Origin of the sequence: Thalassobaculum litoreum DSM 18839 (assembly GCF_900102465.1) — a bacterium.
Classification (GTDB): Bacteria; Pseudomonadota; Alphaproteobacteria; order Thalassobaculales; family Thalassobaculaceae; genus Thalassobaculum; species Thalassobaculum litoreum.
On record NZ_FNBW01000005.1, the window covers coordinates 237,984 to 263,356 of the forward strand.

Genomic DNA, 25,373 nt, shown 5'->3' on the forward strand with positions numbered 1-25,373 from the left:
TCGACGGAGACGACCATGACCGCGGAGCTGACGCCCGCCAAGCGGACCGCCCTTGCCTGGGTCGAGGCCAATGCCGAGCGCCTGTCGCGCGATCACATGGAGATCTGGCACCTGCACGAGCCGTCCTGGCGCGAGTACAAGTCGGCCGCCTGGTATGTCGAGCGCCTGCGGGCCGAAGGCTTCGAGGTCGAGCCGGGCTCGGCCGGGATGCCGACGGCGCTGTGCGCCACCTGGGAGAACGGGAGCGGCGGTCCGACGATCTGCTGCTACGCCGAATACGACGCCGTGGTCGGCTCCAGCCAGGAGGCGGTGCCGTATCGCAAGCCGCGCGAGGGGGTGCATCCCTATGCCGCCGGCCATACCGATCCGCACTCGGCGCTGGGCCTCGGCGGCCTGACCGGCGCGCTGGCCATGCAGGCGGCGATGAAGGAACACAGCATCGCCGGGCGCATCAAGTTTTTCGGCGAGCCAGCGGAGAAGATGTGCGGCTCCAAGCCGATCCACGCCAGCCACGGCTATTACGACGACATCGACGCGCTCATCAGCTTCCACCCGACCTCGCTGCCGGACCTCTCCAACACGGTGATCTGGGAGACCCATTGCGGCTGCTACTGGTCGAAGGTCTACACCTTCGAGTCCGTGGATCCGGAGACCTGGGGCTCGGCCGGCGAGCGCAAGGGCTCGCAGAACAGCCACGCCATCGCCCGCGCGCCGGCGGCCCTGGACGCCATGTGCCTGATGTACACGACCGCCAAGTACACCAAGGAGAACATGCTGCCTCACCGGGGTTCCTGGACCCTGAACGAGGCGATCCTGAACGGCGGGTTCGCGACGGCCGACAACCTGCCGCCGCGGTTCTCGCAGATCCAGTACGCCTGGCGCTGTCCGTCCATCGAGATGGCCGAGGCGATCGAGCGGGTGCTGGACAACAACGCCGAGCATGTCGCCGGCCTGACCCAATGCCAGGTCAAATCCGAGTGGGTGACCAAGACCCGGCCGGGCATGGCGAACAATGCGCTGGCCGAGATCACCTACGCGAATTTCGAGCTGGTCGGCCCGCCGAAATTCACCGAGGAGGCCAAGGAGTTCGGCCGCGAGATCATCCGCAACCTCGGCTACGAGGCGCCGGAGGAGCCGTTCCCGGAGATCCTGGAACAGCTCGTCGATCCGAAGGAGGGCGAGGCCATCCTGCGCTCGCAGATCCCGTCCTGGCAGAAGAACTACACATCCGACGACTACACCGACATGACCTGGCACACCCCGACCGTGCGCCTCTATGTCGGTCGCGCGGCGCTGAAGAACCCGGCGCCGGGGGTGAAGGTGCCGCACTGGTGCCACTGCGCGCTCGGCGGCGTGCCGGGGGCGATGGACCCGATGTTCCTCACCGCCGGCAGGGTGATCGCCACCACCGGGCTCGAGCTCATGGAAAGTCCTGAAGCGCTGGCCCGCTGCAAGGCGGAGTTCGACGAGCGCACCGGGGGCGGCATCGGCGGCGACAAGTGGGTGCCGCCGCTGCTCGGCAAGAACGCGCCGGCGCCGATCCACTTCCCGTGGCCGGAATACGTGGAGACGGTTCGCGGCCCGGAATGGGTCATGCCGACGCCGCCCGTTCAGGACTGATTGAAGACGACGACCAGAAGGAGGAAACCCGCCATGGGCGCGGTCAGCGAGTTCGAATACCGCTACAACATGACCATCAAGACCTTCCCCAGCCACGAGGAGCCGGGCTTCGAGAGCGCCGAGCAGCAGGAGACGGTCTGGGGCCGCAAGTGGGGCTGCGACAACGATGTCGGCCGGCTCCGTATGGTGCTGATGCATCGGCCGGGCGAGGAGATGAAGATCCTCGACCCGTCCAAGCGCCTGGAGCATCTGGGATCCTACGGCGACGCCGAGGGTCAGACCTGGTACTGGCGTGGCGACAAGATCCACACCATGGAAGAGCAGCAGGAGCAGCATGACGGCCTCGCCAACGCGCTGCGGGCGGAAGGCGTGGAAGTCGTCTACCTGAAGCGCTGCGCGCCGGGTAAGCACAAGTCGATCTACACCCGTGATTCCTGCATCGGCGTGAAGGGCGGGGCGATCGTCACCCGGCTCGGCCCGATCGTGCGCCGCGGCGAGGAGGCCCCGGTGACCGAGACCCTCGGCGCCCTCGGCATGCCGATCCTGCGCACCGTCCATGGCACCGGGCTGATGGAGGGCGGCAGCTTCGTGTGGCTGAATTCCAAGACCGCCGTGATCGGCCGCTCCTCCCGCGTGAACGAGGAGGGGACCCGCCAGGTCGAGGAAGTGCTGAACGCCCAGGGCGTGGAACTGCTCCGGGTCGACCTGACCGGCTACCGGCTGCATATCGACGGTGCGCTGGTGATGATCGACGTGGACACCGCGATCATCAACCCGACCCAGCTGCCGTTCTGGTTCCTCGGCAAACTGAAGGAGCTGGGCATCCGCACCATCGAGGTGCATCCGGACGATCCCTCCGGCGTGGTCAACTGCATCGCCGTGAAGCCGGGCCGGGTGATCATGGAGGCGGGCGCCTCCAAGCACACCGCCGACGCGCTGGACAAGCTCGGCATCGAGATCGTGCCGGTGAAGTACGACAAGATCTTCCAGGGCGGCGGCGGCATCCACTGCTCGACCTCGCCGCTGATCCGCGACTCGGTCGACTGACAGCGGGCCTCTGGACCCTATCGGGCCGCCCGTTCCGCAGGTGCGAAGGCATCGACGGGAACGGGCGGCCGTCGCCGTCCGTATCCGCGCTCTACCATAAGGCGGCCTGATCTGGCCGACCGACACAGGCCTGTCGGGTCGTGCCGGTCTTTGTGTTAACCATAATGCAAGATTGATCGTAGCCGATCTGGCCCGTCCTCGCCCCCGAGAGATGTGTAACTCGCATCAGTGGCGGCCCACTCTTCGGCTTCCGTTTCCGCGTCTTATTTGCAATCATTTCGCGTTTCCGGTGTGCGGTCGGAGAAGCCTGGACCGGAAACCCGTGCGTTTCTCGCAGTTGAGATTGCGAACTATTCGCAAGTTGCCTATTTTAGAGCCGTCTGCATGTCAGTCCGAGGATCGTCACGTATGAGTCACGTCAGCCGTCGAGTGGGCCGTCGCTCGGCCGACAGGTCCGATCTTGCCGTCGAGCCCCTGCAACCGGGCCTGCAGCATGCGGAGCCGGATTATTCGGTGCGTTCCGAGAAAATGTCGGTGCCGTCCCATCCGATGGACGGCCGATCGATCTTCCAGGATTTCGCCTCGGGCATAAGCCTGCACGCGACCGACGCGATCGAGATGGCGGATATCCAGTCCCGCGCCACCCTGCAGCCGGGCGTGAGCCTGCTCTTGCTGCTTGAAGGCGCGGTCGACGCGACCGTCGAGGGGACGGCGATCCAGTGCAATGCCCGGCGCGGTCCGGTCGGCCGGATCATTTCCGTCACCCGGCCCACCACCCTGCTGCGCACGTCCACGCGCGGGCGCTATGTGCGCAAGGTGACGCTGCGCATTCCGCTGGCCTGGTTCGAGGAACGCGGCTGCGGCGATCCGGCCTCGACCCAGTCGCGGGAACTCGCCACCTTCCTGCGAACCCATAATTCGGTGAAGGAGTGGGAGCCGTCGACCGGCGCGGTGCGCAGCGCCGAGGATCTCCTGGCCCGCAGCGCGGACGGCGGCGTGCTCGCCAGCATCGCCGGCGAGCGCGACATGCTGAACATGCTGGCCGATGCGCTCTCGGCCTTCCGTGACGACGAGCCGCGGCCGATGCCGCGCCACCTGCGGTCCCGCGACATCGTGCGGGCCCAGACCGCGCGCGAGCTGATCCTGCGCAGCCTGGACGACGGCCTGCACCTGCCGGATATCGCCGAGCAGACCGGCATGAGCGTCAGCACCCTGCAGCGGGTGTTCCGCGACTGCTTCGGCCAGACGGTGATGGAGTTCGCCCGGGTACGCCGCCTGGAGATGGCGCGCGACCTGCTGGACCGGGACGGGCTGTCGGTCGGGGACGTGGCCCAGCGGGCCGGTTATTCCAGCCCGGCGAATTTCGCCACGGCGTTCCACCGGAAATTCGGCTACCCGCCCTCCCAGGTCAAGGAACGCGCCCGCCGCGCCGCCATCGCCGAGACCGAGCAGGTTTAGGCGCCTCCCGCCTCATTCCAGTCGCACCCCCCAATCCGTCTCCCCGGCCTTGCGCCGGGGTCCAGGGTACAGGCTTGCCGGAGCGCGGGAGGCGTGATTCCGGCGCGCGGCGGCCTCGGTCCCGGCGCAGGGCCGGGAAGACGAGGAGGGGATTGTGTAGGGCGCTGCTTCGTTCGGGCGCTGCATCAGTGGATAAAGCGTTGCGCCATCGCGCGACTGACCCCGATCGCAAGCAGTAAGCCGTCTCCCCGGCCTTGCGCCGGGGCCCAGGGTACAGGCTTGCCGGAGCGTGGGAGGCGTGATTCCGGGCGCTCCGGCGCGCGGCGGCCTCGGTCCCGGCGCAGGGCCGGGATGACGAGGAAGGGGGGAAGGACAGCCAGGCTCCCGTCACCCTCTCGCTCACCCGGCTCCCGTCACCCTCACCCCGTCCCCGCGTTTCGATAGAACGCCACTGTCTGGGCCAGTCCGTCCCGCAGCGCCGTATGCGGGAGGTCGCCGAGAACCGCCCCGATCGGGCTCGGCGCGATGACCGGGTGCAGCGGCAGGGGCGGCCCGGCCCAGTCGATCGCCGCACCCGGCACGAGATCCTCGATGCCGGCAGCGATCGCCGAGATATCCGCCACCTCGCCGACCAGGGAGAAGGCGTGCGCGCCCTCGAACGGCCGGGTCGCCGCCGCCTCGAACACCGCGGCCACGTCGTCCACATAGATCATGTCGGCGGCACCGGAATAGCCGATCGTATAGGGTCGGCCGGCCACCGCCTCGCGGCAGGCGATGGACGGTCCCGCCGTCAGCCCGGTCTCGCGGCCCGGCCCGTAGACGATCGCCGGCCGGAAGCCGACGCTGGAGATCCCGGCATCGTGCCAGTAGGCCCGCCCGCTGCCCTCGCAGGCCAGCTTGAAGGCGCCGTAATGGGTGGTGGGGTAGGGGATGGCGCCGTCGTCGGGTCCGAACACGCCGGCGCTGCTGGCATAGGCGACGCCGCGCAGCCCGTGCGCCTTGGCCGCCTCGAACACGTTGAGGGTGCCGATCAGGTTGACCTGGGCGCCGAGGATCGGGTTCTCGGCACAGGCCGGGGTCAGCAGCGCGGCCAGATGGATCGCGAAGTCGCAGTCTTCCGCCGCCCGCAGTACATCGTCGCCCGAGGCGACGTCGCCGGTGCGCCACTCGACCCGGTCGGCCATGTCACCGGCGATGGCGCGCACGATGCCGCGGTCCTCGTGCCGGTCGAAGACGCGCACGTCCAAGCCCCGGGCGGCGAGGCGGCGGATGATCCAGGCGCCGAGAAACCCGCCGCCACCGGTGATCAGGACGGTCATGCCGTCTCTCCGGCGGCCATGTCGGCGGCGGTGAGCTGATAGGCGAGGTTGTAGACGATCGTCGCCGGACTGCCGACGCCGCAGCCGCTGTCGGCGATGGCCGCCTCGATGTCGCCGGCCGAGGCGATCAGCTCGGGCAGCCCGCTGCCTTCCACCAGGACGATGGCGTCGAACTCCTTCTCGCTCATCTTCGGGCGCAGCTCGGTCTCCTTCGTCTTCACCCCGGAGATCTCGCGCCGGGCGAGGCCGATATGGGCGCAACACGCCCCGGTCACCCCCAGCAGGGTCCGGCTGAGCTGTTCCGCCTTGGCCCGCACATCGGCCTCGCCGGCGCCGTCCAGGAAGTCGAGCCGGACGGTGGCCATCGCCCCGCCGTCTCCGACGCCGCTGGAGACCAGCCGCTCGCAGGCGACCCGCAGGAAGTTGCGGAAGGTCGGCTGCACCTTGTTGCTCCAATCGGTCGGGTTGTTCAGCCGCTCCAGATAGGCCGGCGAGCGGAACACCTCGGCCGTCTCGCCGCCATAGACCGTGCCGTAGCGGTAGCGCGGCAGGGCGTGGTTGATCAGCCGCTTGCCCACGGTGAAGCCGGGAATGGAGAGCCGCTCGGGCATATGCTCGCGGGTGTGCCACTCCATGTATTCGGTCCAGGAGGCCGGATCGATGTCGTGGAACAGCGCCAGAAAGGCGGAGCCTGTCAGGGCCATGGGGTTTCCTCGTGGTTTCGTGTTCGGTGGATGTGATCAGTCGCCCAGCAGGCGCTTGGTCGCCTCCAGGGACCGGCGCGCCACCTCGGACGGGCCGAGCCGGGCGGCGAGGTCGTCGTTCGGCACCTCGACGCTGACGGTCATGCCGGGCGGAACGTGGGCGGCGATGGCCGCGAGATCGATGCCGCCCTCGCCGGGGATCATCCGCGCGGTGCGGGCGACGGCGATCAGACCCTCGTCGGACGGGTCGAAGGGCACCGGGCCGTCGCAGATCTGCACGTAGTTCATCAGCGACGCCGGAAGCTCGGCGAACTCCTGCAGGGTCGCGCCGCAGCGGTCGAAATGCAGGGCGTCGAACAGCACGGCGGCACTCGGATGGTCGGCGGCCTCCACCAGCCGCCGGGCCGAGGCGAGATCCTTGCAGCCGGTCCAGGGCATGAACTCCAGATCGGCGGTGAGACGGTACTCCCCGAGCCGGTGGCACAGCGCGGTGTAGCTGTCCTGGGTGCGCGCCGGGTCGGTGTCGTCGATGGCGACCAGCACATGGGCCGCGCCGAGACCGGCGATGCGGTCGAGGAACGGGGTGAAGCTGTCCAGACGCGTATCCGGCTTCAGGCGGATCATCTCCGCATCCGCCATGGTCACGCCGGTGTCACGCATCGCCGCCTTGACCTCGGCCAGCAGGGCGTCGTCGTCGAGCAGCGGGTGCAGGGGCTCGCCGGCGGCCGGCAGCAGGCGGAAGCTGACCATGTCGTAGCCGTGCTCGGCGGCGATCTTCACCGCCGTCACCGGGTCGACGCCGTTGCCGGTTAGATAGCCGAGCGAATAGGCGCGGGATGTGGCTGCGGTCATGTCACGGACTCCAGTTCGGACAGGGCGACCGCCCGGCCGGTCTGCGCCGAGCGCTTGATGGCGGCGACCACGTGCATGTTGCGGATGCCGTCGTCGCAGGTGACCAAAGGTTTCACCTCGCCCCGTACGACGGCACAGAAATGTTCCGCCTGGGCGATGTAGGTGTCGCCGGTTCCGGCCTCAAGGCGCCGATGGGTGAGGGGATGGGTCCAGTCGCCACCGGGTTCGTACGTCCACAGCGACAGATCCGGCAGGCTGAGCCCACCCTCGCGCCCGGAATACAGATGGGTGATGTGGTCGTGCTTGGGGAAGCGGCCCGGGTTCTCGCCCGACGAGACCTCCCACGACCAGGGGCCGACCGCGGCGTCCGACAGGGCGAGGGTGGCGAGGCCGCCCTGCTCGAAGGTCAGGATCGCCGCGGTGGTGTCCTCCACGTCGAGCCCCCGCGTGGCGTTTGAGTGTGTGCCCTGGACGGTCGCGATCTCGCCGAAGAAATGCCGCAGCAGGTCGATATCGTGGATCGCGTTGATCAGCAGCGGGCCGCCCTGCTCCGGATCGCGGCGCCAGGGCACGTCGAAATAATCCGGCTGCTTCAGCATGGCGCAGGTCACCGTCGCCATGACCAGCGGGCCGATGGCGCCGTCGGTAATCGCCCGTTTGGCGGTCTTGATCAGCGGGTTGTGGCGGCGGTGATGGCCGACCAGCACCGGCACGCCGCTGCGCGCCGTCACCTCGGCCAGGATCGCGGCCTCCGCCAGCGTGCTGGCGACCGGCTTCTCCAGCAGGATCGGGATGCCGGCGTCCAGCATCCGCTCCGCCAGGGCGACATGGGTGTCGTTGGGCGAGGCGATGACGGCGGCGTCGCAGATCCCCGCCGCCAGCAGCGCATCGATATCCGTGAAATACGGGACCTGACGCTGTGCTGCGAGATCGCGGGCGGCGGGTGTCGGATCGACGATGGCCGACAGGGCGACGCCTCCGGCCTTCGACAGCGTGTCGATATGGGTGCGGCCGATGACGCCCGCGCCGATCACGGCGACCTTGAGGTCGTCCATTGTTTCCTCCCATTTTCCGTCAGCCTACACCGCGCGTGATGCGTGTTGGAACTGGCGTCGGCGATTGAAAACCCGCTGCGGTCGGATAGGCTCGGATATTCCGTGATTGCTACCCTCTGACTTCCACCCTCAGCCCGCCGTGTGAACCCCGATGGCCGATGCCTTGCCGATGCCCGCCGATCCTCTCCGCTCCGACTGGGACGTTGTCGTGCTCGGCGGCGGGGCTGCCGGTCTGGCGGCAGCACTCTTCGCCGCCCTCGACGGCGCGCGCACCCTGCTGATCGAGCGCTCGGAGCATGTCGGCGGCACCTCGGCCCTCTCGGCGGGCACGGTGTGGATCCCGAACACCCGCCACGGCGATGCCAGCGGCAACGCCGACAGCCCCGAGCAGGCTCTGGCCTTCCTCGACGCCGCCGTCGGAAACCGGGCACCCCGCGCCATCCGCCAGGCCTTCCTGGAGGCCGGGCCCGAAGCGATACGCCGGCTGGAGGAGCAGACGGTGGTGCGGTTCCGTGCCCGGCCGTTTCACCCGGACTATCTGTATGAGCTCGAGGGATCGGTGTCCGGCGGGCGGGCGCTGGAAGCGCTGCCGTTCGACGGCGGCGCCCTGGGCCGGGCCCTGCGCAAGCTGCGGCCGCCGATCCCGGAATTCACCCTGCTGGGTGGCATGATGGTCGACCGAGACGATATCGGCCACCTGATGAACCTGACGAAATCGCGCACATCCTTCGGCCATGTGGCGCGAATACTGAGCGGCTACGCGGTCGACCGGCTGCGGCACGGACGCGGGGCGCGGCTGGTCATGGGCAACGCGCTGGTCGGACGGCTGCTGCGCGCGGCGCTCGATGCCGGCGTGACGGTGGCGACCGAGACGGAGGTCACGGATATCGCCGGGGACGGCGCGGCCCGGACGGTCACCGCGAAACGCGGCGGCCGCGAGGTGCAACTGACGGCGTCGGGCGGGGTGATCCTGGCCTCCGGCGGTTTCGCCCGGCATCCGCAGCGCCGGGCCGAGTTCCTGCCCGACCCGCTGCCGGAATACAGCCCGGCGGCCCCCGGCAATACCGGCGCGCTGCACGACATCGCCTTGGCGCTCGGCGCCCGCTACGGCGAGGGGGCGGAGCAGCCGGTGTTCTGGGCGCCGGTCTCCCGCCGCAAGCGGCGCGACGGGTCCATGGCGGTGTTCCCGCATTTCGTCCTCGACCGCTCCAAGCCCGGAATCATCTCGGTCGGCCGCGACGGACGGCGCTTCGTCAACGAGAGCCTGTCCTATCACCAGTTCGTCGCCGCCATGTACGCCGCCAACCGGGACGGCTCGACCATCCCGGCCTTCGAGATCTGCGACGCCGACGCCCTGCGGAAATACGGGCTGGGCATGGTGCATCCGGGCGGGCGCGGGCTGGTGCCGTTCCTGGCCGACGGCTACCTGGTGCGCGCCGACACGCTGGCGGAGCTGGCCGGCCTGCTGGAGATCGACGCGGCCGGGCTGGCCGAGACCGTCGAGCGCATGAACGGCTTCGCGGAGACCGGAGAGGACACCGACTTCCAGCGCGGCACCAATGTCTATCAGCGCGCCAACGGCGATCCGAAGCACGGACCGAACCCGACGCTCGGGCCGATCCGAACGGCGCCGTTCTACGCGATCCGGCTCTGGCCCGGGGATATCGGCGCGGCGATCGGGCTGGAGACCGATACCGACGCAAGGGTGCTCGGGCCGGACGGGGCGCCGTTGGACGGGCTCTATGCCTGCGGCAACGACATGCACTCGGTGATGGGCGGGGTCTATCCGGCCCCGGGGATCAATCTCGGCCCGGCCATCGCCTTCGCCTACCTCGCCGCCCGCCACGCCGCGGCGCGCCGTTCCTGATCAAGAAGAAGCCCTGGAGGAAACCGATGTCCGCGCCCACCGTCCACATCATCAACGGTCCGAACCTGAACACGCTCGGCATCCGCGAACCGGAGATCTACGGCAGCACGACGCTCGCCCAGATCGAGAGTTGGTGCCGGGATGCGGCGCGCGGGCCGCTGGAATTCAGGCAGTCGAACATCGAGGGCGAGATCGTCGACATGGTGCAGGCCGCCCGCGGCAGGGCCGACGGGGTGATCATCAACCTGGCCGCCTACAGCTTCTATTCGGTGGCGATCCAGGACGCGCTGAAGATCTATGGCGGGCCGGTGATCGAGCTGCACATCTCCAACATCCACGCCCGCGACGAGGACCACCGCCATTCCATCCTGTCCAAGGCGGTGACCGCCGTGATCGCCGGCCTGGGCGCACGGGGGTACGTGACGGCGCTGGAGGCGATGTACGAGCTGATCGACGCGCGGGAGTAGGGCGCTGCGCCCGGAGAAGGCGGGAATGGCGGTGGCTAAACTCTTAAGTTTCTTCCTCTTCCCGGTGCAAGGCCGGGAAGAGGGGGGATAAGCCGGGCAGACGGATCAACCGGGCAGACGGGTATTTATGAGATCCCTACCGCCGCCCGGGCGGCCTGCAGCGTCTGCTCCGGGCCGCTGCCGGCATCGATGCGGTACCAGTCAAGATAGCCCAGATCCCGTTCCGCCTGGCTGACGACCACCGCGCCGTCGGCATCCGATGCGTCGCGGTCCCGATTGTCGGCGCGGGCCACCAGGGTCTCGGTCGGCGCCTCCAGCCACAGGCCGGTGAAGTCCACATCCATCTCGCTCGCCAGATCGGCCAGGGCCTCGCGCTCCTCGAGCCGCTGGTTCACCGCGTCGACCACCACGCTCTGGCCGGCGCGCAGGGCCGACGCGGTTTCCTGCAGCAGGGTGTCGTAGACCTGCCGGGTGACCGCCTCGGTGTAGCCGTCATCGCCCAGCTTCTCATGCTCGCCAACGCCCATCAGCCGCTTGCGGATCACGTCGCTGCGCAGATGGAGCGCGCCGGGAAACGGCGTCAGGTCGCCGGCAAGGTGGGCGGCGAGCGTGCTCTTGCCGGTGCCGGACAGGCCGCCGACCGCGACCAGCCGGGGCGGATAGGGTACCAGCACCGCCTCTGCGAAGTCGAAATACCGCTGGGCCTCGGCGATCAGGCCGGATTTCTTGTCCTGCGGTGCGTTCTCCACCGAGGCGGCGATCACCTTGGCGCGGATCACCGCCCGCACGCTGACGAAGAGCGGCATCGCCGCCAGCCCGGCGATCTGGTTCGGGTCGCGGTCCTCGGCCAGGTAGCGGTTCAGGATCAGGTTTGCCTCGCGCGTCAGCCCACGCTGGCCCAGATCCATCAGCAGGAAGGCGAGGTCGTACAGCACGTCGGTAGTGGCGAGATCCTCGTCGAACTCGATGGCGTCGAACAGGGTCGGTTCGTCGCCCAGCAGCACGATGTTGCGCAGGTGCAGGTCGCCGTGGCAGCGCCGCACCCGGCCCTGGCGTTCGCGGGCGTCCAGGGCGGAGGTCACCGATTTCAGGGCGCTCTGGGAGCGGCGGATCAGGTTCTCCGCCCGGAAGTCGTCGAACACCTCCGGTGCCTCGGCCAGGCTGCTGCCGTTGCTGCGGACGATCTCGGCCAGCGCCTTGGCGAAGGCGGTCCCTTCGCGCAGGGCTGCCCGCTGGTGCGACGCGGCGATGGCGGCGGCCGTGCGGCGCAGCAGGTCGTCGGACAGGCCGTCGCGCTCGGCGATGCGGTCCAGCGTCATGTCCACGTCGAAGCGGCGCATGTGCACGCACCACTCCACCGGCTCGCCGTCCCCGTCGATCGCCAGGCCGTTGCCGTCGCGGGTGATCGGGACCGCGCCGAGATAGATGTCCGGCGCGTTCGGCCGGTTCACGGCGATCTCGGCCTCGCAGGTGGTCTTGCGCTTGTCCAGGGTGGAGAAGTCCATGAACGGGAACTTCACCGCCCGCTTCACCTTGTAGGCATCGTCCCCGGCGAGGAACACGGCGGCCCCGTGGGTATCGATGCGGTGGACGTCGTCGGCACCGGCATGGGTGACCGGGTCGGCGAGGAAGTCGAAGACCGCGCTCTGGTCTTCGACCACGTGGGAGGCGGTCGCCATCTCAAGCTCCTGGCACTGGTGAGCGGGGCAGCCGGGGGTATCGCTGCCCTTTGCGAGATGGGTCCGTCGCGCCGGGGGCGCAAGTTCGGAAATGTCAGGCGGCGATGGCGCCGGCCCCGCCCTCCCGCCGCCGCGCGTGCAGCCGGTAGAGGCATTCCGGGCCGTCATAGTCGATGTAGCAGCCCTGCAGGAAACGCCGCCCATCCTCCGCGAAGGCGGTGCGGCCGTGCAGGGTGCGGTGGTTGTCCATCACCAGGCAGTCGCCGGGCGCCAGCTTGAAGCGGATCTGGAAGGCCGGGTCCTCGGCATAGGCGGCCAGACGCCGCCGGCCTTCGAAGAACAGGGCGAGCATTTCCGGATCGGCGGCCGGCGGGAAATCCAGCCGGGTCGACAGCCGGATCGCCCGCAGGCGGCCCCCTTCGTCGACATCGATCATCGGCGCGGTGGCCCGGTCGTCCACGGTGGCCGAGCGGTAGCGGAAGGTGACCGGGAGCCGAGTGAGGACGGAATAAGCCTCCGGCGCGTCCCGTTTCAGAGCGGCGGCGATGGCGACACCGTCCGCCAGGGTGCTGTCGCCACCGGTCGCCCCGTTCTCCAGGCAGTGCAGGAACTGGATTGCCGGGACCGCGCGGCGGTATGGATTGTCGGAATGGGCGGTCAGGGCGAGGCCGGTATAGGCGAGATCGCTGGCCTGGGCCTCGGTGCGCACGTTGAACAGCACGCCCCAGTTGGTCTCGCGGATCGGGCCGAACCGGCGGGCGATGTCGAGCAGGCTGTCCTCCTGCGTCGGCGTGTCGCGCAGGATGGCGAAGCCGCTGGCGAAGAACCCGTCGAGCAGGCTTTGCATTACCGACGGCTCCGACAGGGCGGACCAGGAGGCCGAGGGCGGGGTGATCGTGTCCGACGTCCAGGCGATCGGGTCGGGCAGGGCGGCGGGGTCCGGGGCAAGCCCGGCCTCCACGGCAAGCCATTCCAACTCGAAGCGGCAGCGGTGTCCGTCGGAGAAGCCGAGCGTCACGCCCGAGCCGTCCGCCTGGGCGTCCTCGATCCGCAGATCGGCTGGCAGGCGGGTCGGGTCGTAGGTCCGCTGATGGCTGTTCAGGTCCATCTGCTCCGGCGCCTCGCTGCGCTCCCGCAGCCACAGCGGGACCAGGGGGACGCGGCGCCCATTCCGTTCGATCCAGAGGTGGCCGGTCGTCCGATCCAAGTCGCAGAAGGTCATCGCCCCGTCCTGTCGGTCAGTCGCAGTGGGCTGGAGTCTTCCCTTTAATCGGAAGGTGTTACAGACATGAAATCCCGATGCCTGCTATAATCTCATGTTATGGTCGAGATGAGACACAGACTGCCGTCCCTCAACGCGCTCGCGGTGTTCGAGGCGGCCGGGCGGCTCGGCGGCTTCAGCCGGGCGGCGCGCGAGCTGCGGATCAGCCAGCCGGCGGTGACCCGGCATATCCGCGGGCTGGAGGCGGCGGTGGGTCACCTGCTGTTCCAGCGCGCCCATAACCGGGTGACCCTGACCGAGCCGGGTCTGCGCCTGTGGCAGGCGGTGAACGCCGGGTTCGGTGACATAGCCGCGGTGGTCGACAGTCTGCGCGTGGCGGAGGAGGGGGCGGTCCTGGCCCTGTCCACCCATTCCGGTTTCGGCCAGCAATGGCTGATGCCGCGGCTGGAGGGGCTGCGCGAGGCGCTGGGCGGACGGTCGATCAGCCTGTCCATCGCCGACCGCTCGGCGGAGTTCGACCGCACCGAATTCGATATCGGCGTGCGCCATGGATCGCGCGCCGATCTGGGGCCGAACGGCGTGCTGCTGGCGGAAGAGACGGTGATGCCGGTGGTCGGCTGGCGGCTGGCGGAGGCGCGGCCGGAGCTGTTGGCCCTGACCCCGGACGATCTGGTCGACGCCACCCTGATCCATATGGACGAGGGCGACCGGCCCTGGATGACCTGGGCGCAGTGGTTCCGGCTTGCCGGCGTGCGCCGCACGCCGCCGCCGGCCCGGGTGCGGCTGAACCATTATCCTCTGGTGATGTCGGAGGTGCTGTCCGGCACCGGCATCGGGCTCGGCTGGCGACCGCTGATCGACGAGATGCTGGAGAGCGGCGTGATCGTGCCGGTCGGCCCCGAGGTGGTGCGATCGGACTGGGGCTGGTGGTTCGTGTGGAGCGACCGGACGGCACCGCAGGACGTGGAGCGCGCGCTGGCCTGGTTCCGCTCCCGTCTTGCGCATCCCTCAGCCGGCTGACTGCACCCGCTCGCGCACGCCGCTGACGATCCGGTCGGCCACGGCGGAGACCCGCTTGAGCCGCACGTCGGTCTCGTGCCGGATCAGGTAGAACGACCGCTTCAGGGCGATGGCGTCGCCGCGCACCGGCTTCAGGGCCGGATACGCCCGGGCGATGAAGTCGGGCAGGATGCACACCCCCGCGCCGGCCAGCAGCCAGCGCAGCTGGATCAGCAGGCTGGTGGAGGTCAGCGCCGGGCGCACGTCGCTCACCACATGCGGGATGTAGTCGAGCGACGGGTCGAACACGAGGTCGGATATGTAGCCGATCCAGCGTGCCTGCCGCAGTTCCCAATCCCGCTCGAAGCCGTCATGGCGGGCAATAAGGGCATCGGTGGCATAGAGCCGGAGCCGGTAGTCGGTGATCTTCTGCACCGTCAGCCGGCCGCTGGGCGGGGGCGAGACCGCGATGGCGAGGTCGGCCTCGCGCTGGGACAGGCTGAACACCCGGGGCAGGGCGACGACCTCCATGTCCAATTCCGGATTGCTGTTGCACAGCTCGATGCAGAGATCGGACAGCAGGAAGTTCGCCACGCCCTCGGGCACGCCGATCCGCACCGCCCCGCTCAACGCGCCGGCAGCCTGTCCGACCTGCTCCCGCGCCGCCTCGGCCGCAAGCTCCATGGCTTCCGCATGCTGCATCAGGGCGTGGCCCGCCTCGCTCAGCGCGTAACCTTTCGGACTGCGCTCGAACAGCTTGGTCTCCAGGCTGTGCTCCAGGCTGGTCATCCGCCGGCTCAGGGTGGCGACGTCGAGGCCGAGGCGGCGCGAGGCGGCGGTCAGCTTGCCCAACCGGCCGATGGCGAGAAACAGTTTCAGGTCGTCCCAGTTCACGCCGATCCCCCTTGTGCCAACGAAAATGCAAAATGATTTTGACATCTATCCTATTCAATCCGGCACATTTGCAAAATAAGTCTGCGTTCCAATACCGGCCGACCCTCGAAATCCGTCGTCGCAAGAGACACATGAGGGAACTGGAGCGGCGCGAAGGTGTTGACCGTGCGGGTGCCGCCGAGAGGAGGGAGCATGAGCGAGGAGACCGGAACCGGAACTCCGCCTGAAACTCCGTTGAGCCTGCACGTGCCGGAACCGGCCGTGCGTCCGGGCGACACGCCGGACTTCTCCAACGTCACCATCGCCCGTGCCGGACAGGTGCCGCGCCCGCCGGTGGACGTCGCCCCCGACGACATCCGCGACATGGCGTTCTCGATCATCCGCGTGCTGAACCGCGACGCCGTCGCCGTCGGGCCCTGGGCCGGGCTGCTCACGGCGGAAGAGCTGCGCGACGGTCTCAAGCACATGATGACCCTGCGCGCCTTCGACGCCCGCATGATGATCGCCCAGCGCCAGGGCAAGACCTCGTTCTACATGCAGAACCTGGGGGAGGAGGCGATTGCCTGCGCCTTCCAGAAGGCGCTGACGCCCGGCGACATGAACTTCCCGACGTACCGTCAGGCGGGACTGCTGATCGCCGCCGGCTATCCGCTGGTCGACATGATGAACCAGATCTATTCGAACGAGAAAGATCCGCTCAAGGGGCGCCAGCTCCCGATCATGTACTCCTCGCGGGATCACGGCTTCTATTCGATCTCCGGCAACCTCGCGACCCAGTTCATCCAGGCGGTCGGCTGGGGCATGGCCTCGGCGATCAAGGGCGACAGCAAGATTTCGGCGGCGTGGATCGGCGACGGCTCGACCGCCGAGTCCGACTTCCACGCCGGGCTGGTCTTCGCCTCGACCTACAAGGCGCCGGTGGTGCTGAACATCGTCAACAACCAGTGGGCCATCTCCACCTTCCAGGGTATCGCCCGCGGCGGGTCGGGGACGTTCGCTGCCCGCGGCCTCGGCTTCGGCATTCCGTCGCTGCGGGTGGACGGCAACGACTATCTTGCGGTCTATGCGGTGGCGAAATGGGCGATCGAGCGGGCCCGGCGCAATCTCGGTCCGACCCTGATCGAGCATGTGACCTATCGGGTCGGCGGCCATTCCACCTCCGACGATCCCGCCGCCTACCGGCCGAAGACGGAAAGCGATGCCTGGCCCCTGGGGGATCCGGTCATGCGGCTGAAGAACCACCTGATCGAGCTGGGCGAATGGTCGGACGAACGCCACACCCAGGCCGAGGCCGAGATCCGTGACGAGATCATCACCGCCCAAAAGGAAGCCGAGAAGCACGGCACCCTGCATTCCGGCCAGCACCCCTCGGTGCGCGACATGTTCGAGGGCGTCTATGCGGAAATGCCGCCGCATCTGCGCCGTCAGCGCCAGCAGGCGGGGTACTGATCGATGACCCGGCGCACGATGATCGAGGCCATCCGCGATGCCATGGACGTCTCCATGGAGCGCAACGACGACGTGGTGGTGTTCGGCGAGGATGTCGGCTTCTTCGGCGGCGTGTTCCGCTGTACGGCCGGGCTGCAGAAGAAATACGGGCCGTCGCGCTGTTTCGACACGCCGATCAGCGAGGCCGGCATTGTCGGCGCCGCGATCGGCATGGCCGGCTACGGGCTGCGGCCCTGCGTGGAGATCCAGTTCGCCGACTACGTCTACCCGGCCTACGACCAGATCGTGTCGGAGGCGGCGCGCATCCGCTACCGCTCCAACGGTCAGTTTACCGCCTCCATGGTGGTGCGGATGCCGACCGGCGGCGGCATCTTCGGCGGCCAGACCCACAGCCAGTCGCCGGAAGCGCTGTTCACCCATGTGGCCGGCCTGAAGACGGTGGTGCCGTCCAACCCGCACGATGCCAAGGGCCTGCTGATCGCCGCCATCGAGGACGACGACCCGGTGATCTTCCTGGAGCCCAAGCGGCTCTATAACGGCCCGTTCGACGGCTATCACGACCGGCCGGTCAAGCCCTGGTCGAGCTCCGATCTGGGCGAGGTGCCGGACGGCCACTACACGGTCCCGCTCGGCAAGGCCAACGTGGTCCGTGAGGGCAAGGCGGTGACCATGCTGAGTTACGGCACCATGGTGCATGTGAGCCTGGCGGCGGCCGAGGCGGCCGGCGTGGATGCCGAGATCATCGACCTGCGCACCCTGGTGCCGCTGGATCTGGAGACCATCAAGCAGTCGGTGCTGAAGACCGGGCGCTGCGTTGTGGTCCATGAGGCGACGCTCACCTCCGGCTTCGGCGCCGAACTGGCGGCCCTGGTTCAGGACGAGTGCTTCTTCCATCTGGAGGCGCCGGTGCGCCGGGTCGCCGGCTGGGACACGCCATACCCGCACGCCCAGGAATGGGACTACTTCCCCGGGCCGGATCGCATAGCCCGGGCGCTGCAAGAAGTTCTGGAGGTCTGAGATGGGCACCCACACCGTCAAGCTTCCGGATGTCGGCGAAGGGGTCGCGGAGGCCGAACTCACCGAATGGAACGTGGAAGTCGGTACCATCGTGCAGGAGGACGACATCCTCGCCACGGTGATGACCGACAAGGCCGCCGTGGAGATTCCGTCTCCCGTCTCAGGCACGGTGCAGTCCCTGGGCGGTCAGGTCGGCGAGGTCCTGTCGGTCGGCGCGCCGCTGGTGACGCTGGAGGTCGATGGTGACGGCAACACCGCCCCGGAACCTGACGCGAAGGAGGCGGCTCCCGAACCTGACGAGCCGGAGGGCGAGGACGAAGAAGAGACGCAGCCGAAACCCGCGCCCGAGAAGAAGGCCGAGAAGCCGGAACCCAAGAAGCCCTCCAAACCCGCTCAACCCGCCAAGCCCGCTCCGGTCGCCACCGGCGGTCCGGCGCGCGGCGAGCACGACCGGCCGATAGCGGCCCCCTCCGTGCGCCGCCGGGCAAAGGAGGGCGGGGTCGATCTGCGTCAGGTGCGCGGCACCGGCCCGGCCGGGCGCATCACCCATGAGGATCTGGACCTCTGGTTCAGCGGCTCGGGCGAGGGGCGCAGCGGCGGCGGTCGGGTCGCCAACACGGCGGTGGAGGAGATCAAGGTCGTCGGCCTGCGTCGCCGCATCGCCGCGCGCATGGCCGAAGCCAACGCCCATGTCGCCCACATCACCTATGTCGACGAGATCGACATGACCGAGCTGGAGCGGCTGCGCGAGACCCTGAATAAGGAACATGCCGGCGAGCGGCCGAAGCTCACCCTGCTGCCGTTCCTGATGCGCGCCATGGTCAACGCCATCGCCAAGCAGCCGGCATTGAACGCCCATTACGACGACGATGCGGGCGTGATCCACCAGTATGGCGGCGTGCATATCGGCATCGCCACCCAGGCCCCCGGCGGGCTGATGGTGCCGGTGGTGCGCCATGTGGAGGCGCGCGGGCTGTGGGACAGTGCCGCGGAGGTCACCCGTCTTGCCGAGGCGGCGCGCACCGGATCGGCCAGTCGGGACGAGCTGTCCGGCTCGACCATCACCATCACCTCGCTGGGCGCCATGGGCGGCATCGCCACCACGCCGATCATCAACCGCCCGGAGGTTGCCATCGTCGGCGTCAATAAGATGCAGATGCGCCCGGTCTGGGACGGCACCCAGTTCGTGCCGCGTAAAATGATGAACCTGTCCTCCAGCTTCGATCACCGGGTCGTCGACGGCTGGGACGCGGCGGTCTTCGTGCAGGCGATCCGCCGGCAGCTCGAAAACCCGGCCACCCTGTTCGTGGAGGACTGAGCGATGCGCGATATCAGCTGCAAGGTTCTCGTCATCGGCGCCGGCCCCGGCGGGTATGTCTGCGCCATCCGGGCCGGCCAGCTCGGCCTCGACACGGTCATCGTGGACGGCGCGCCGCTGGGCGGTACCTGCCTCAATGTCGGCTGCATCCCGTCCAAGGCGCTGATCCATGCCGCCGATGAGTTCCACAGGCTGGAAGAGGCGGCAGCGGGCAGCACGCCGTTCGGACTCTCGGCGTCGGCGCCGAAGATCGATTTCGACAAGACCATCGCCTGGAAGGACGGCATCGTCGAACGGCTGAACATGGGCGTCGGCGGGCTGCTGAAGAAGGCGGGCGTGAAGTCGATCCGCGGCTGGGCCAAATTCGTCGACGGCAAAACCGTGGAGGTCGCCACCGATACCGGCACCCAGACCATCCGGGCCGAGAGCGTGGTGATCGCCACCGGCTCCGAGCCGGTCGAACTGCCGGACCTGGCCTTCGGCGACCGGGTGATGTCGTCGACCGGGGCGCTGGCGCTTAACGAGGTGCCGGGTTCCGTCGCGGTCGTCGGCGGCGGCTATATCGGCCTGGAACTGGGCACCGCCTTCGCCAAGCTCGGAAGCCGGGTGACGGTGGTGGAAGCGGCCGACCACGTGCTGCCGCAATACGACGCAGAACTTGTCCGCCCGGTCCTGGCGCGTCTGGAAGAACTGGGCGTGACCGTGCTGACCGGCGCCAAGGCCGGCGGGGTCGATAAGAAGGGCCTGAAGATCGACCACGGCGGCGAGGCCAAGAGCGTTGCCGCCGACAAGGTGCTGGTCACGGTCGGGCGCCGGCCGAAGACCGAGGGCTATGGGCTGGAGGAGCTGGACCTCGACCGCTCCGGCCGGTTCATCCGGATCGACGACCGCTGCCGGACCTCCATGCGCGGGGTCTATGCCATCGGCGACGTGTCGGGCGAGCCCATGCTGGCGCACCGGGCCATGGCCCAAGGCGAGATGGTGGCCGAGATCCTGGCCGGCGAGCGGCGGTCCTGGGACAAGGTGGCGATTCCGGCGATCTGCTTCACCGACCCGGAGATCGTCACGGTCGGCCTCAGCCCGGCCGATGCCGAGGCCGAGGGGCACAAGGCGATCTCCAAGCTGTTCCCGTTTCAGGCGAACGGCCGGGCCATGACCACGGCGCGGGAGGACGGCTTCGTGCGCGTCGTCGCACGGGCCGACAACCACCTGCTGCTCGGCGTGCAGGCGGTCGGTGCCCATGTGTCGGAGCTGGCGGCCGGTTTCGCCCTGGCGCTGGAGATGGGTGCCCGGCTGGAGGACGTCGCGGGCACGATCCACGCCCATCCGACCCATGGCGAAGCGTTCCACGAGGCGGCGCTGCGCACCCTGGGCCACGCGCTGCACATCTGAGGGACCGCACCCATCGACCATCAGGATTTCCCCCGCTAGGCTGATCGAGGCAAAGCAGGGGGATGAAGATCGATGGCGGAACGGTCCCTGATCGTCGATGGATGCCAGTACGCGAACTGGTCGGAGAAGATTTTCCGGGAGATGCGGGCGGGCGGCGTGGGCGCCGTCCATGTCACAATCTGCTATCACGAGGACTTCCGCGAGACGGTGCAGAACATGATCGTCTGGAACCGCTGGTTCGAGCGGTTCCCGGACCTGATCGTGCAGGCGCGCACCGCCGCCGATGTCCGACAGGCCCATGCCGACGGGCGCACGGCGATCATCTTCGGATTTCAGAACCCCTCGCCGATCGAGGACGATATCGGTCTGGTGGAGATCTGCCACGGGCTGGGCGCCCGGTTCATGCAGCTCAGCTACAACAACCAGTCGCTGCTGGCGACCGGCTGCTACGAGGCCGAGGACCCGGGCATCACCCGCATGGGCCGCCAGGTGATCAAGGAGATGAACCGGGTCGGTCTGGTGGTGGACATGAGCCACTCCGCCGAACGCTCGACCCTGGAGGCGATCGAGATCTCCGAGCGGCCGATCGCCATCACCCATGCCAACCCCGCCTCCTGGCATCCGGCCCTGCGCAACAAGTCGGACACGGTGCTTAAGGCGCTGGCCGAGAGCGGCGGGATGCTCGGCTTCTCCATGTACCCGCACCACCTTGCCGGCAAGTCGGACTGCACGCTGGAGAGCTTCTGCACCATGATCGCCCGCACCGCTGAGTTGATGGGGGTGGAACGGATCGGCTTCGGCAGCGACCTCTGCCAGGACCAGCCGGACAGCATCGTGGAATGGATGCGGGTCGGCACCTGGTCGAAGGAAATCGATTACGGCGAGGGCTCCGCCGCCCAGGCGGGCTTCCCGCCGCAGCCGGACTGGTTCACCTCCAATGCCGATTTCCCCGGGCTCGCGGACGGGCTGCGGGCCGTCGGTTTCGACGCGGAGGATGTGGCCCGGATCATGGGCGGAAACTGGCTCGATTTCTTTGAGCGTTCGTTCGGCCCGATGACGGCCGGCCCGATAGCCGCCGCATGACAGCGGCGCCGGCCGGCAGTGCGGTGGAAGGGACCTTGCGTCCGGCTTCGACCGTCATGCGGCTGGCGCGCCTGGGCGCGTTCTTTCCGACCCGGATCAGCTTTCTGCGTACGATGATCCGCCGGCTGCACGGCGAGGGCGCGGTCGTGCGCCGTCCGGTCTGGCGGATTGACGACCGGGGCTATGGCGTGGCGGTCTACAGCCTGGATTTCGGCGGCCATCCCTACAGTCTGGTGGCGTTCTCGACCGAACTGGCGACCGAGGACCGCAGCGACCGGGTCATCGCCGAGGCCTGGGACACCAGCTACGTGCTGTTCGACGGGATCCCGGACGCGGCGGATATCGACCGGCTCGCCGCCGCCGTCCCGCGCCAGGAGGCGGCGCGCTATACCGGCCGGGACCTGGTGCTGAGCCGGGCCAACCGCAGCGTGCGGCTGTTCGACCATGTGGTCGACGCGCTTGCCCGTGGCGACCAGCCGGACCGGACCCTGATCGCCGAGACCGGCTATCTGATGCGCACCACGGCGGTCTACGGCAATGGCAAGTTCGGGATCGCCGACCGGGCGCGCATCGCCGGCCGAGGGGGCCTCGGCGGACCGTTTCAGGCGGAAATGCTGGCGGTCTGGCTGATCCGGGGTTTCACCCTGGATCTGGTCGAGCATATCGCCCGGCGGCGCGGGGGAGCGCAGGCGGCGACGCTGGCGCCGGGCTACCGCCGCTATCTCGGCATCGGCAATTCGACCGGCCTGGGCATGGCGCCGTTTCTGGTCAACCATCCGCTGCTGCTGCACAACTGGATCGCCGCGCGGGAGACCGCGCTCGCCCGCGTGCGCGGCATCGAACGGGCGGCGGAGGCCGAGATCTCGGCCTTCCTCGCCGGGCTCGACCGGGTCCGGGCCCATGTCCGCGACTGGCGGGTCAGCGATTCTCGCCAGATGGCCCGGATCGAAGTGCTCGATGTCGAATTGGAGGCGGTCTCAGGCTGGCTCGATGCCGCCTGGCTCTCCCGGCTCTGGCCGTGGGAGCGGCTGATGGCGGAGGCGGAACGGCTGTCCCTGGAGGGCCAGGAACTGCTGGTCTCTCTGGTGCTGGAACCCCATGGCGCGCTGATCGACGACACGGCCGATTGCATGGCCAGTGACGGCGAACCCCGGCTCGACCCGACCGTTACCGTCGGCGACCTGCGCCGCGCGCTCGACACCGACTTCGACTGGGCGCTGGCGATCGACTTCTCCCAACCGGCGGAGTGCCAGCGGTTCTGGTACGTGTCGGAGGAAAAGAGCGAGCCGCGCCTCGGCGAACGCCGCCTGGAGGCGGGGGCGGAGCGGGAAATGCCGCTGGATGTCGCCCGGCGGGTGCAGGCGCTGGACAGCGATCTCGACGATGCCGATCCTGCCGAGCGCCTCGTCCGATTTCTCCTGCGCCATCCCCAGCATCGCTTCGCCGTCGGCCGGGTGCAGCTCGCCGCCGGGCATCTCTATGCGGAAATCCGCGACAACCTGATCGGCGCCGGCTGCGTGCCGGTGGATATGCTGCGCTGCAAGCTGTCGTTCTTCGGCGCCGGGCGGTTCGACCCGAAATCCGACCGCTGGACCCGCATCGTGCTGTTCCAAGGCGCGCCGGGCCTGGACGACATCGCCACCGCCGACCCCGACGGCTGGGCCTTCCCGATCCTCGCACGCGATGTCGCCGGGACCGGACCGTGAGAGTGTCCCTGAACGAGATCCGCACGATGGCCGGCAAGGCCGCGATCGGCGCCGGACTGCCTTTCGGCACGGCGGACGAGATCGGCCATGCCGCCGCCTGGCTGGCGCAGGTGGGACAGGATGCCGTCGGCCCGGTTCTGGTGGCGCTGACCGCCGCCGAGACCGCGCCGCCGCACCCGCTGGAGCCGTCGGAGGAAGATGGAAAGCTGGACCTTGTCGCCGCCGCTCAAGTCGGGGCTGGCGTGGTCGACCTGCTGTTCGCCCGTCCGTCCGGACAATCGCTCGCGATCGATCGGGTGGACGTGCCGGCGATGCTGATCGGTCTGATCGGTCAGGCGCTCGCCCGCGACGCGCGGGGTGGGGCGGTCACGGTCGATCTTGCGGGCGGCGACAGGCTCACGGTGACGGCGGATTGCCTCTTGCCGTGCCGCGGCCTGCGACCGGGTCCGGGGGGCGTGACCCTGGTCCTGACACGCGGCCACGCTTCGCAGCCGGCGCGCTTTCCCGACGGGGTAGAGGTGGATCCGGGCGACTGGCGGGCGCTGTCGGCCCTGGCCGCGCGCACCCTGGTTCCGGCCGACGGCACGTCGCGCCGCCGAGGAGCGGGAGCGGGCGATATCGACAACGAATAGAGCAAACTCACACGATCAGATGTTTCCATCTGTTGGTGATCTGCTCCAAGCGATGGGGTCGGCCGTCCGCCCCGGACCGAGCGGCAAAGCCCGGTCCAGGGGAGCGATCGATGCAGGTCGCGGGGTCAGTTGGAGACCAGACGCTCCCGCTTGTGCCGGGCGACGATCCGCAGGCGGGACCACAGCTCCTCGCGTTCCACATAGCAGCCGCGCAGGGCGCGTCCGCCGGTTGACGGGTCGAAGGCGGTGCGGCCGTGCAGGACCCGCCGGTTGTCGAAGCCGAGCATCTCGCCCGGCTTCAGGCGAACCGTCACCGTGTTGTCGGGGCTGTCGCCCATCTGGAACAGCCGGCGCAGGCCTTTGTAGACCTTGTCCGCCGTCTCGAAATCCGCCGTCAGCGGGGCGCGCAGCCACGGGTTCCAGCGCACCTCCAGCGGCTCGCCGGTGGCCGGATCCAGGTGGATCATCGGCACCGTCCAGCGGTAATCGGTGTTCACCGCCTTGTTCGCCGAGGTCATCGGCGTGGTCGACAGCGCCTCGTACAGCTCGGGCGCCTCCCGGCGCAGCTTCTCGACGATGAAGAACGAGTCCGCCAGCAGGCTCTCGCCGCCGGTCGACTCGTTCTGAAGGCAGTGCAGGAACTGCAGGCCCGGCATGTACTCGCGCGTCGCCAGATCCACATGCAGCGGCAGGCCCATCGAGGTATAGGCGTTGGAATCCGCGTCCGGCTTGGTGACCACGTCGAAGATGCGGCCGAAATTGTTGTCGCGCAGCGGGCCGAGCAGGGCGGGGACCTGCTCGATCACCGACCGGTCCGTCCCGAGGTTCTCCAGGATGGCGAAGCCGTGGACGTGCAGCGCCTCGCACCAGCGCGCGAGCTGGTCCTCGTCCTCCAGGATGTTGGAACCGTCGACCCGCACCGCCGACAGGTCCAGATCGCCGCCCCAGATCACCCGCTCGGGCATGTCCTCGTCGCGGGTCGCCTCGCCGGGGCGGTAGGTATAGAGCCAGCCCGGATGGTAGCGGCTGGCGGTACCGTCGGACCAGCGCACGGCCAGCGCGCCCGCCGGGTCGATGGACGCCTCGATCGCCGCCAGGTCGGCCGGAAATTCGGTCAGCATCCGCGCCTGCTCGCGGGTCACGGGGTGGATGGTCTCCGGGTCCGGCGAGTTCTCGCGCAGCACCATCGGGTGGTACCGGCTTCGACTGCCGTCATCCCATTCCACGTCGACGCCGCCCTCGGCCGCCCGAGCGGCGACGGGCCAGTGTTGGATCGGATAGCTGTCGAAGTCTGGCGTGCCGGGAAGACCGGTGGATTCGGCCACGGGCTCCAGGACCTGTGCCATGTGGTATCTCTCCATGAGTATCGGTGTGTCGGTTTTCAACGGGCGCAAGGCCTCGTTTACAGTTGCCCGCAGTGTGTCGGAACGTGTTTGCGGGTGAAAGGAAAATGCGGCCAGGACACGCATAGGTCGGTTTGGTTGACTTCGCGCAGGCTTGATGCACCGAATACCCGTCCGGTCCCCTGGGGTGCGGTTGTGGGATCGGGGTGCTATAAGCCGGCCATGCCGAAAACGGTGGCCTCGCCAGACG

21 protein-coding genes are annotated in these 25,373 nt (G+C 68.8%); 13 read left to right on the forward strand and 8 right to left on the reverse strand.

What is annotated here, in order from left to right:
- Positions 1–15: 15 nt before the first annotated feature.
- From BLS34_RS09905 to BLS34_RS09915, 3 genes are all read left to right on the forward strand, one after another.
- Positions 16–1,620: a zinc-binding metallopeptidase family protein gene (locus BLS34_RS09905; RefSeq protein ID WP_093149990.1), complete on the forward strand. Its 1,605-nt coding sequence runs from the start codon at positions 16–18 to the stop codon at positions 1,618–1,620.
- 33 nt (positions 1,621–1,653) lie between these two features.
- Positions 1,654–2,667 (forward strand): dimethylarginine dimethylaminohydrolase family protein, encoded by a 1,014-nt coding sequence (locus tag BLS34_RS09910; protein WP_093149992.1) that lies wholly within the window; start codon positions 1,654–1,656, stop codon positions 2,665–2,667.
- A 513-nt stretch (positions 2,668–3,180) separates the two neighbouring features.
- Entirely contained in the window at positions 3,181–4,125 is a 945-nt protein-coding gene (locus tag BLS34_RS09915; RefSeq protein WP_175474173.1) for a helix-turn-helix transcriptional regulator, read from the forward strand.
- Positions 4,126–4,544: 419 nt separating this feature from the next.
- On the opposite strand, the gene BLS34_RS09920 is transcribed toward BLS34_RS09915, so the two are convergent.
- From BLS34_RS09920 to BLS34_RS09935, 4 genes are read right to left on the reverse strand one after another with little or no spacing between them, the layout of a single operon-like run.
- Positions 4,545–5,444, reverse strand: coding sequence for an NAD-dependent epimerase/dehydratase family protein (locus BLS34_RS09920; protein ID WP_093149996.1), 900 nt, complete (start codon positions 5,442–5,444; stop codon positions 4,545–4,547).
- Positions 5,441–6,148 (reverse strand): hypothetical protein, encoded by a 708-nt coding sequence (locus tag BLS34_RS09925; RefSeq protein ID WP_051243481.1) that lies wholly within the window; start codon positions 6,146–6,148, stop codon positions 5,441–5,443. The genes BLS34_RS09920 and BLS34_RS09925 overlap by 4 nt, the downstream gene beginning before the upstream one ends.
- Positions 6,149–6,184: 36 nt before the next feature.
- On the reverse strand, positions 6,185–7,000 hold the full coding sequence (locus BLS34_RS09930; RefSeq protein ID WP_093149998.1) for a sugar phosphate isomerase/epimerase family protein: 816 nt from the start codon (positions 6,998–7,000) through the stop codon (positions 6,185–6,187).
- On the reverse strand, positions 6,997–8,055 hold the full coding sequence (locus BLS34_RS09935) for a Gfo/Idh/MocA family protein (RefSeq protein WP_093150000.1): 1,059 nt from the start codon (positions 8,053–8,055) through the stop codon (positions 6,997–6,999). Before BLS34_RS09935 ends, BLS34_RS09930 begins: the two co-directional genes overlap by 4 nt.
- Before the next feature lie 169 nt (positions 8,056–8,224).
- On the opposite strand from BLS34_RS09935, the gene BLS34_RS09940 reads away from it, so the two are divergent.
- The gene (locus BLS34_RS09940; protein WP_215906078.1) at positions 8,225–9,922 is read left to right on the forward strand and encodes an FAD-dependent oxidoreductase; all 1,698 of its coding nucleotides are present in this window, start codon (positions 8,225–8,227) and stop codon (positions 9,920–9,922) included.
- 26 nt (positions 9,923–9,948) lie between these two features.
- Complete coding sequence (locus BLS34_RS09945; RefSeq protein WP_093150003.1) at positions 9,949–10,389, forward strand: type II 3-dehydroquinate dehydratase; 441 nt, start codon at positions 9,949–9,951, stop codon at positions 10,387–10,389.
- A gap of 125 nt (positions 10,390–10,514) precedes the next feature.
- Here the strand turns inward: BLS34_RS09945 and BLS34_RS09950 are convergent, their stop codons facing one another.
- Positions 10,515–12,068, reverse strand: coding sequence for a bifunctional aminoglycoside phosphotransferase/ATP-binding protein (locus tag BLS34_RS09950; RefSeq protein ID WP_093150005.1), 1,554 nt, complete (start codon positions 12,066–12,068; stop codon positions 10,515–10,517).
- A gap of 94 nt (positions 12,069–12,162) precedes the next feature.
- Positions 12,163–13,290, reverse strand: coding sequence for a TauD/TfdA family dioxygenase (locus BLS34_RS09955; protein WP_093150007.1), 1,128 nt, complete (start codon positions 13,288–13,290; stop codon positions 12,163–12,165).
- Between the two features lie 108 nt (positions 13,291–13,398).
- Here BLS34_RS09955 and BLS34_RS09960 point away from each other — a divergent pair, with 108 nt between their 5' ends.
- On the forward strand, positions 13,399–14,310 hold the full coding sequence (locus tag BLS34_RS09960) for a LysR substrate-binding domain-containing protein (RefSeq protein ID WP_169400802.1): 912 nt from the start codon (positions 13,399–13,401) through the stop codon (positions 14,308–14,310).
- On the opposite strand, the gene BLS34_RS09965 is transcribed toward BLS34_RS09960, so the two are convergent.
- Positions 14,299–15,183: a LysR family transcriptional regulator gene (locus BLS34_RS09965; RefSeq protein ID WP_093150011.1), complete on the reverse strand. Its 885-nt coding sequence runs from the start codon at positions 15,181–15,183 to the stop codon at positions 14,299–14,301. The two genes, BLS34_RS09960 and BLS34_RS09965, sit on opposite strands and share 12 nt — an antisense overlap.
- Before the next feature lie 192 nt (positions 15,184–15,375).
- Between BLS34_RS09965 and BLS34_RS09970 the strand changes: the two genes are divergently transcribed.
- From BLS34_RS09970 to BLS34_RS10000, 7 genes are all read left to right on the forward strand, one after another.
- Positions 15,376–16,632, forward strand: a complete 1,257-nt coding sequence (locus tag BLS34_RS09970) for a 3-methyl-2-oxobutanoate dehydrogenase (2-methylpropanoyl-transferring) subunit alpha (RefSeq protein WP_093150014.1) — start codon at positions 15,376–15,378, stop codon at positions 16,630–16,632.
- Between the two features lie 3 nt (positions 16,633–16,635).
- The gene (locus BLS34_RS09975) at positions 16,636–17,649 is read left to right on the forward strand and encodes an alpha-ketoacid dehydrogenase subunit beta (RefSeq protein ID WP_028792670.1); all 1,014 of its coding nucleotides are present in this window, start codon (positions 16,636–16,638) and stop codon (positions 17,647–17,649) included.
- 1 nt (position 17,650) lies between these two features.
- Positions 17,651–18,967 (forward strand): dihydrolipoamide acetyltransferase family protein, encoded by a 1,317-nt coding sequence (locus BLS34_RS09980; protein ID WP_093150015.1) that lies wholly within the window; start codon positions 17,651–17,653, stop codon positions 18,965–18,967.
- Positions 18,968–18,970: 3 nt separating this feature from the next.
- A complete protein-coding gene (gene lpdA / locus BLS34_RS09985) occupies positions 18,971–20,359 on the forward strand; it encodes a dihydrolipoyl dehydrogenase (RefSeq protein ID WP_093150017.1) in 1,389 nt (462 codons plus the stop codon).
- 72 nt (positions 20,360–20,431) lie between these two features.
- Positions 20,432–21,442: a membrane dipeptidase gene (locus BLS34_RS09990; protein ID WP_093150019.1), complete on the forward strand. Its 1,011-nt coding sequence runs from the start codon at positions 20,432–20,434 to the stop codon at positions 21,440–21,442.
- Positions 21,439–23,148: a hypothetical protein gene (locus BLS34_RS09995; RefSeq protein WP_093150020.1), complete on the forward strand. Its 1,710-nt coding sequence runs from the start codon at positions 21,439–21,441 to the stop codon at positions 23,146–23,148. The genes BLS34_RS09990 and BLS34_RS09995 overlap by 4 nt, the downstream gene beginning before the upstream one ends.
- Positions 23,145–23,780: a DUF3726 domain-containing protein gene (locus tag BLS34_RS10000; RefSeq protein WP_139189212.1), complete on the forward strand. Its 636-nt coding sequence runs from the start codon at positions 23,145–23,147 to the stop codon at positions 23,778–23,780. The genes BLS34_RS09995 and BLS34_RS10000 overlap by 4 nt, the downstream gene beginning before the upstream one ends.
- Positions 23,781–23,905: 125 nt before the next feature.
- Here BLS34_RS10000 and BLS34_RS10005 read toward each other — a convergent pair whose 3' ends face one another.
- Positions 23,906–25,126: a TauD/TfdA family dioxygenase gene (locus BLS34_RS10005; RefSeq protein WP_051243468.1), complete on the reverse strand. Its 1,221-nt coding sequence runs from the start codon at positions 25,124–25,126 to the stop codon at positions 23,906–23,908.
- Positions 25,127–25,373 lie beyond the last annotated feature (247 nt).

What these genes read in the sequence shown, in the direction of transcription:
- BLS34_RS09905 (WP_093149990.1), top strand. Translation starts at nt 16, where the DNA reads ATGACCGCGGAGCTGACGCCCGCCAAGCGGACCGCCCTTGCCTGGGTC.
- BLS34_RS09910 (WP_093149992.1), top strand. Translation starts at nt 1,654, where the DNA reads ATGGGCGCGGTCAGCGAGTTCGAATACCGCTACAACATGACCATCAAG.
- BLS34_RS09920 (WP_093149996.1), bottom strand. Translation starts at nt 5,444, where the DNA reads ATGACCGTCCTGATCACCGGTGGCGGCGGGTTTCTCGGCGCCTGGATC.
- BLS34_RS09925 (WP_051243481.1), bottom strand. Translation starts at nt 6,148, where the DNA reads ATGGCCCTGACAGGCTCCGCCTTTCTGGCGCTGTTCCACGACATCGAT.
- BLS34_RS09930 (WP_093149998.1), bottom strand. Translation starts at nt 7,000, where the DNA reads ATGACCGCAGCCACATCCCGCGCCTATTCGCTCGGCTATCTAACCGGC.
- BLS34_RS09935 (WP_093150000.1), bottom strand. Translation starts at nt 8,055, where the DNA reads ATGGACGACCTCAAGGTCGCCGTGATCGGCGCGGGCGTCATCGGCCGC.
- BLS34_RS09940 (WP_215906078.1), top strand. Translation starts at nt 8,225, where the DNA reads ATGCCCGCCGATCCTCTCCGCTCCGACTGGGACGTTGTCGTGCTCGGC.
- BLS34_RS09945 (WP_093150003.1), top strand. Translation starts at nt 9,949, where the DNA reads ATGTCCGCGCCCACCGTCCACATCATCAACGGTCCGAACCTGAACACG.
- BLS34_RS09950 (WP_093150005.1), bottom strand. Translation starts at nt 12,068, where the DNA reads ATGGCGACCGCCTCCCACGTGGTCGAAGACCAGAGCGCGGTCTTCGAC.
- BLS34_RS09955 (WP_093150007.1), bottom strand. Translation starts at nt 13,290, where the DNA reads ATGACCTTCTGCGACTTGGATCGGACGACCGGCCACCTCTGGATCGAA.
- BLS34_RS09960 (WP_169400802.1), top strand. Translation starts at nt 13,399, where the DNA reads ATGAGACACAGACTGCCGTCCCTCAACGCGCTCGCGGTGTTCGAGGCG.
- BLS34_RS09970 (WP_093150014.1), top strand. Translation starts at nt 15,376, where the DNA reads ATGAGCGAGGAGACCGGAACCGGAACTCCGCCTGAAACTCCGTTGAGC.
- BLS34_RS09975 (WP_028792670.1), top strand. Translation starts at nt 16,636, where the DNA reads ATGACCCGGCGCACGATGATCGAGGCCATCCGCGATGCCATGGACGTC.
- BLS34_RS09980 (WP_093150015.1), top strand. Translation starts at nt 17,651, where the DNA reads ATGGGCACCCACACCGTCAAGCTTCCGGATGTCGGCGAAGGGGTCGCG.
- lpdA (WP_093150017.1), top strand. Translation starts at nt 18,971, where the DNA reads ATGCGCGATATCAGCTGCAAGGTTCTCGTCATCGGCGCCGGCCCCGGC.
- BLS34_RS09990 (WP_093150019.1), top strand. Translation starts at nt 20,432, where the DNA reads ATGGCGGAACGGTCCCTGATCGTCGATGGATGCCAGTACGCGAACTGG.
- BLS34_RS09995 (WP_093150020.1), top strand. Translation starts at nt 21,439, where the DNA reads ATGACAGCGGCGCCGGCCGGCAGTGCGGTGGAAGGGACCTTGCGTCCG.
- BLS34_RS10005 (WP_051243468.1), bottom strand. Translation starts at nt 25,126, where the DNA reads ATGGCACAGGTCCTGGAGCCCGTGGCCGAATCCACCGGTCTTCCCGGC.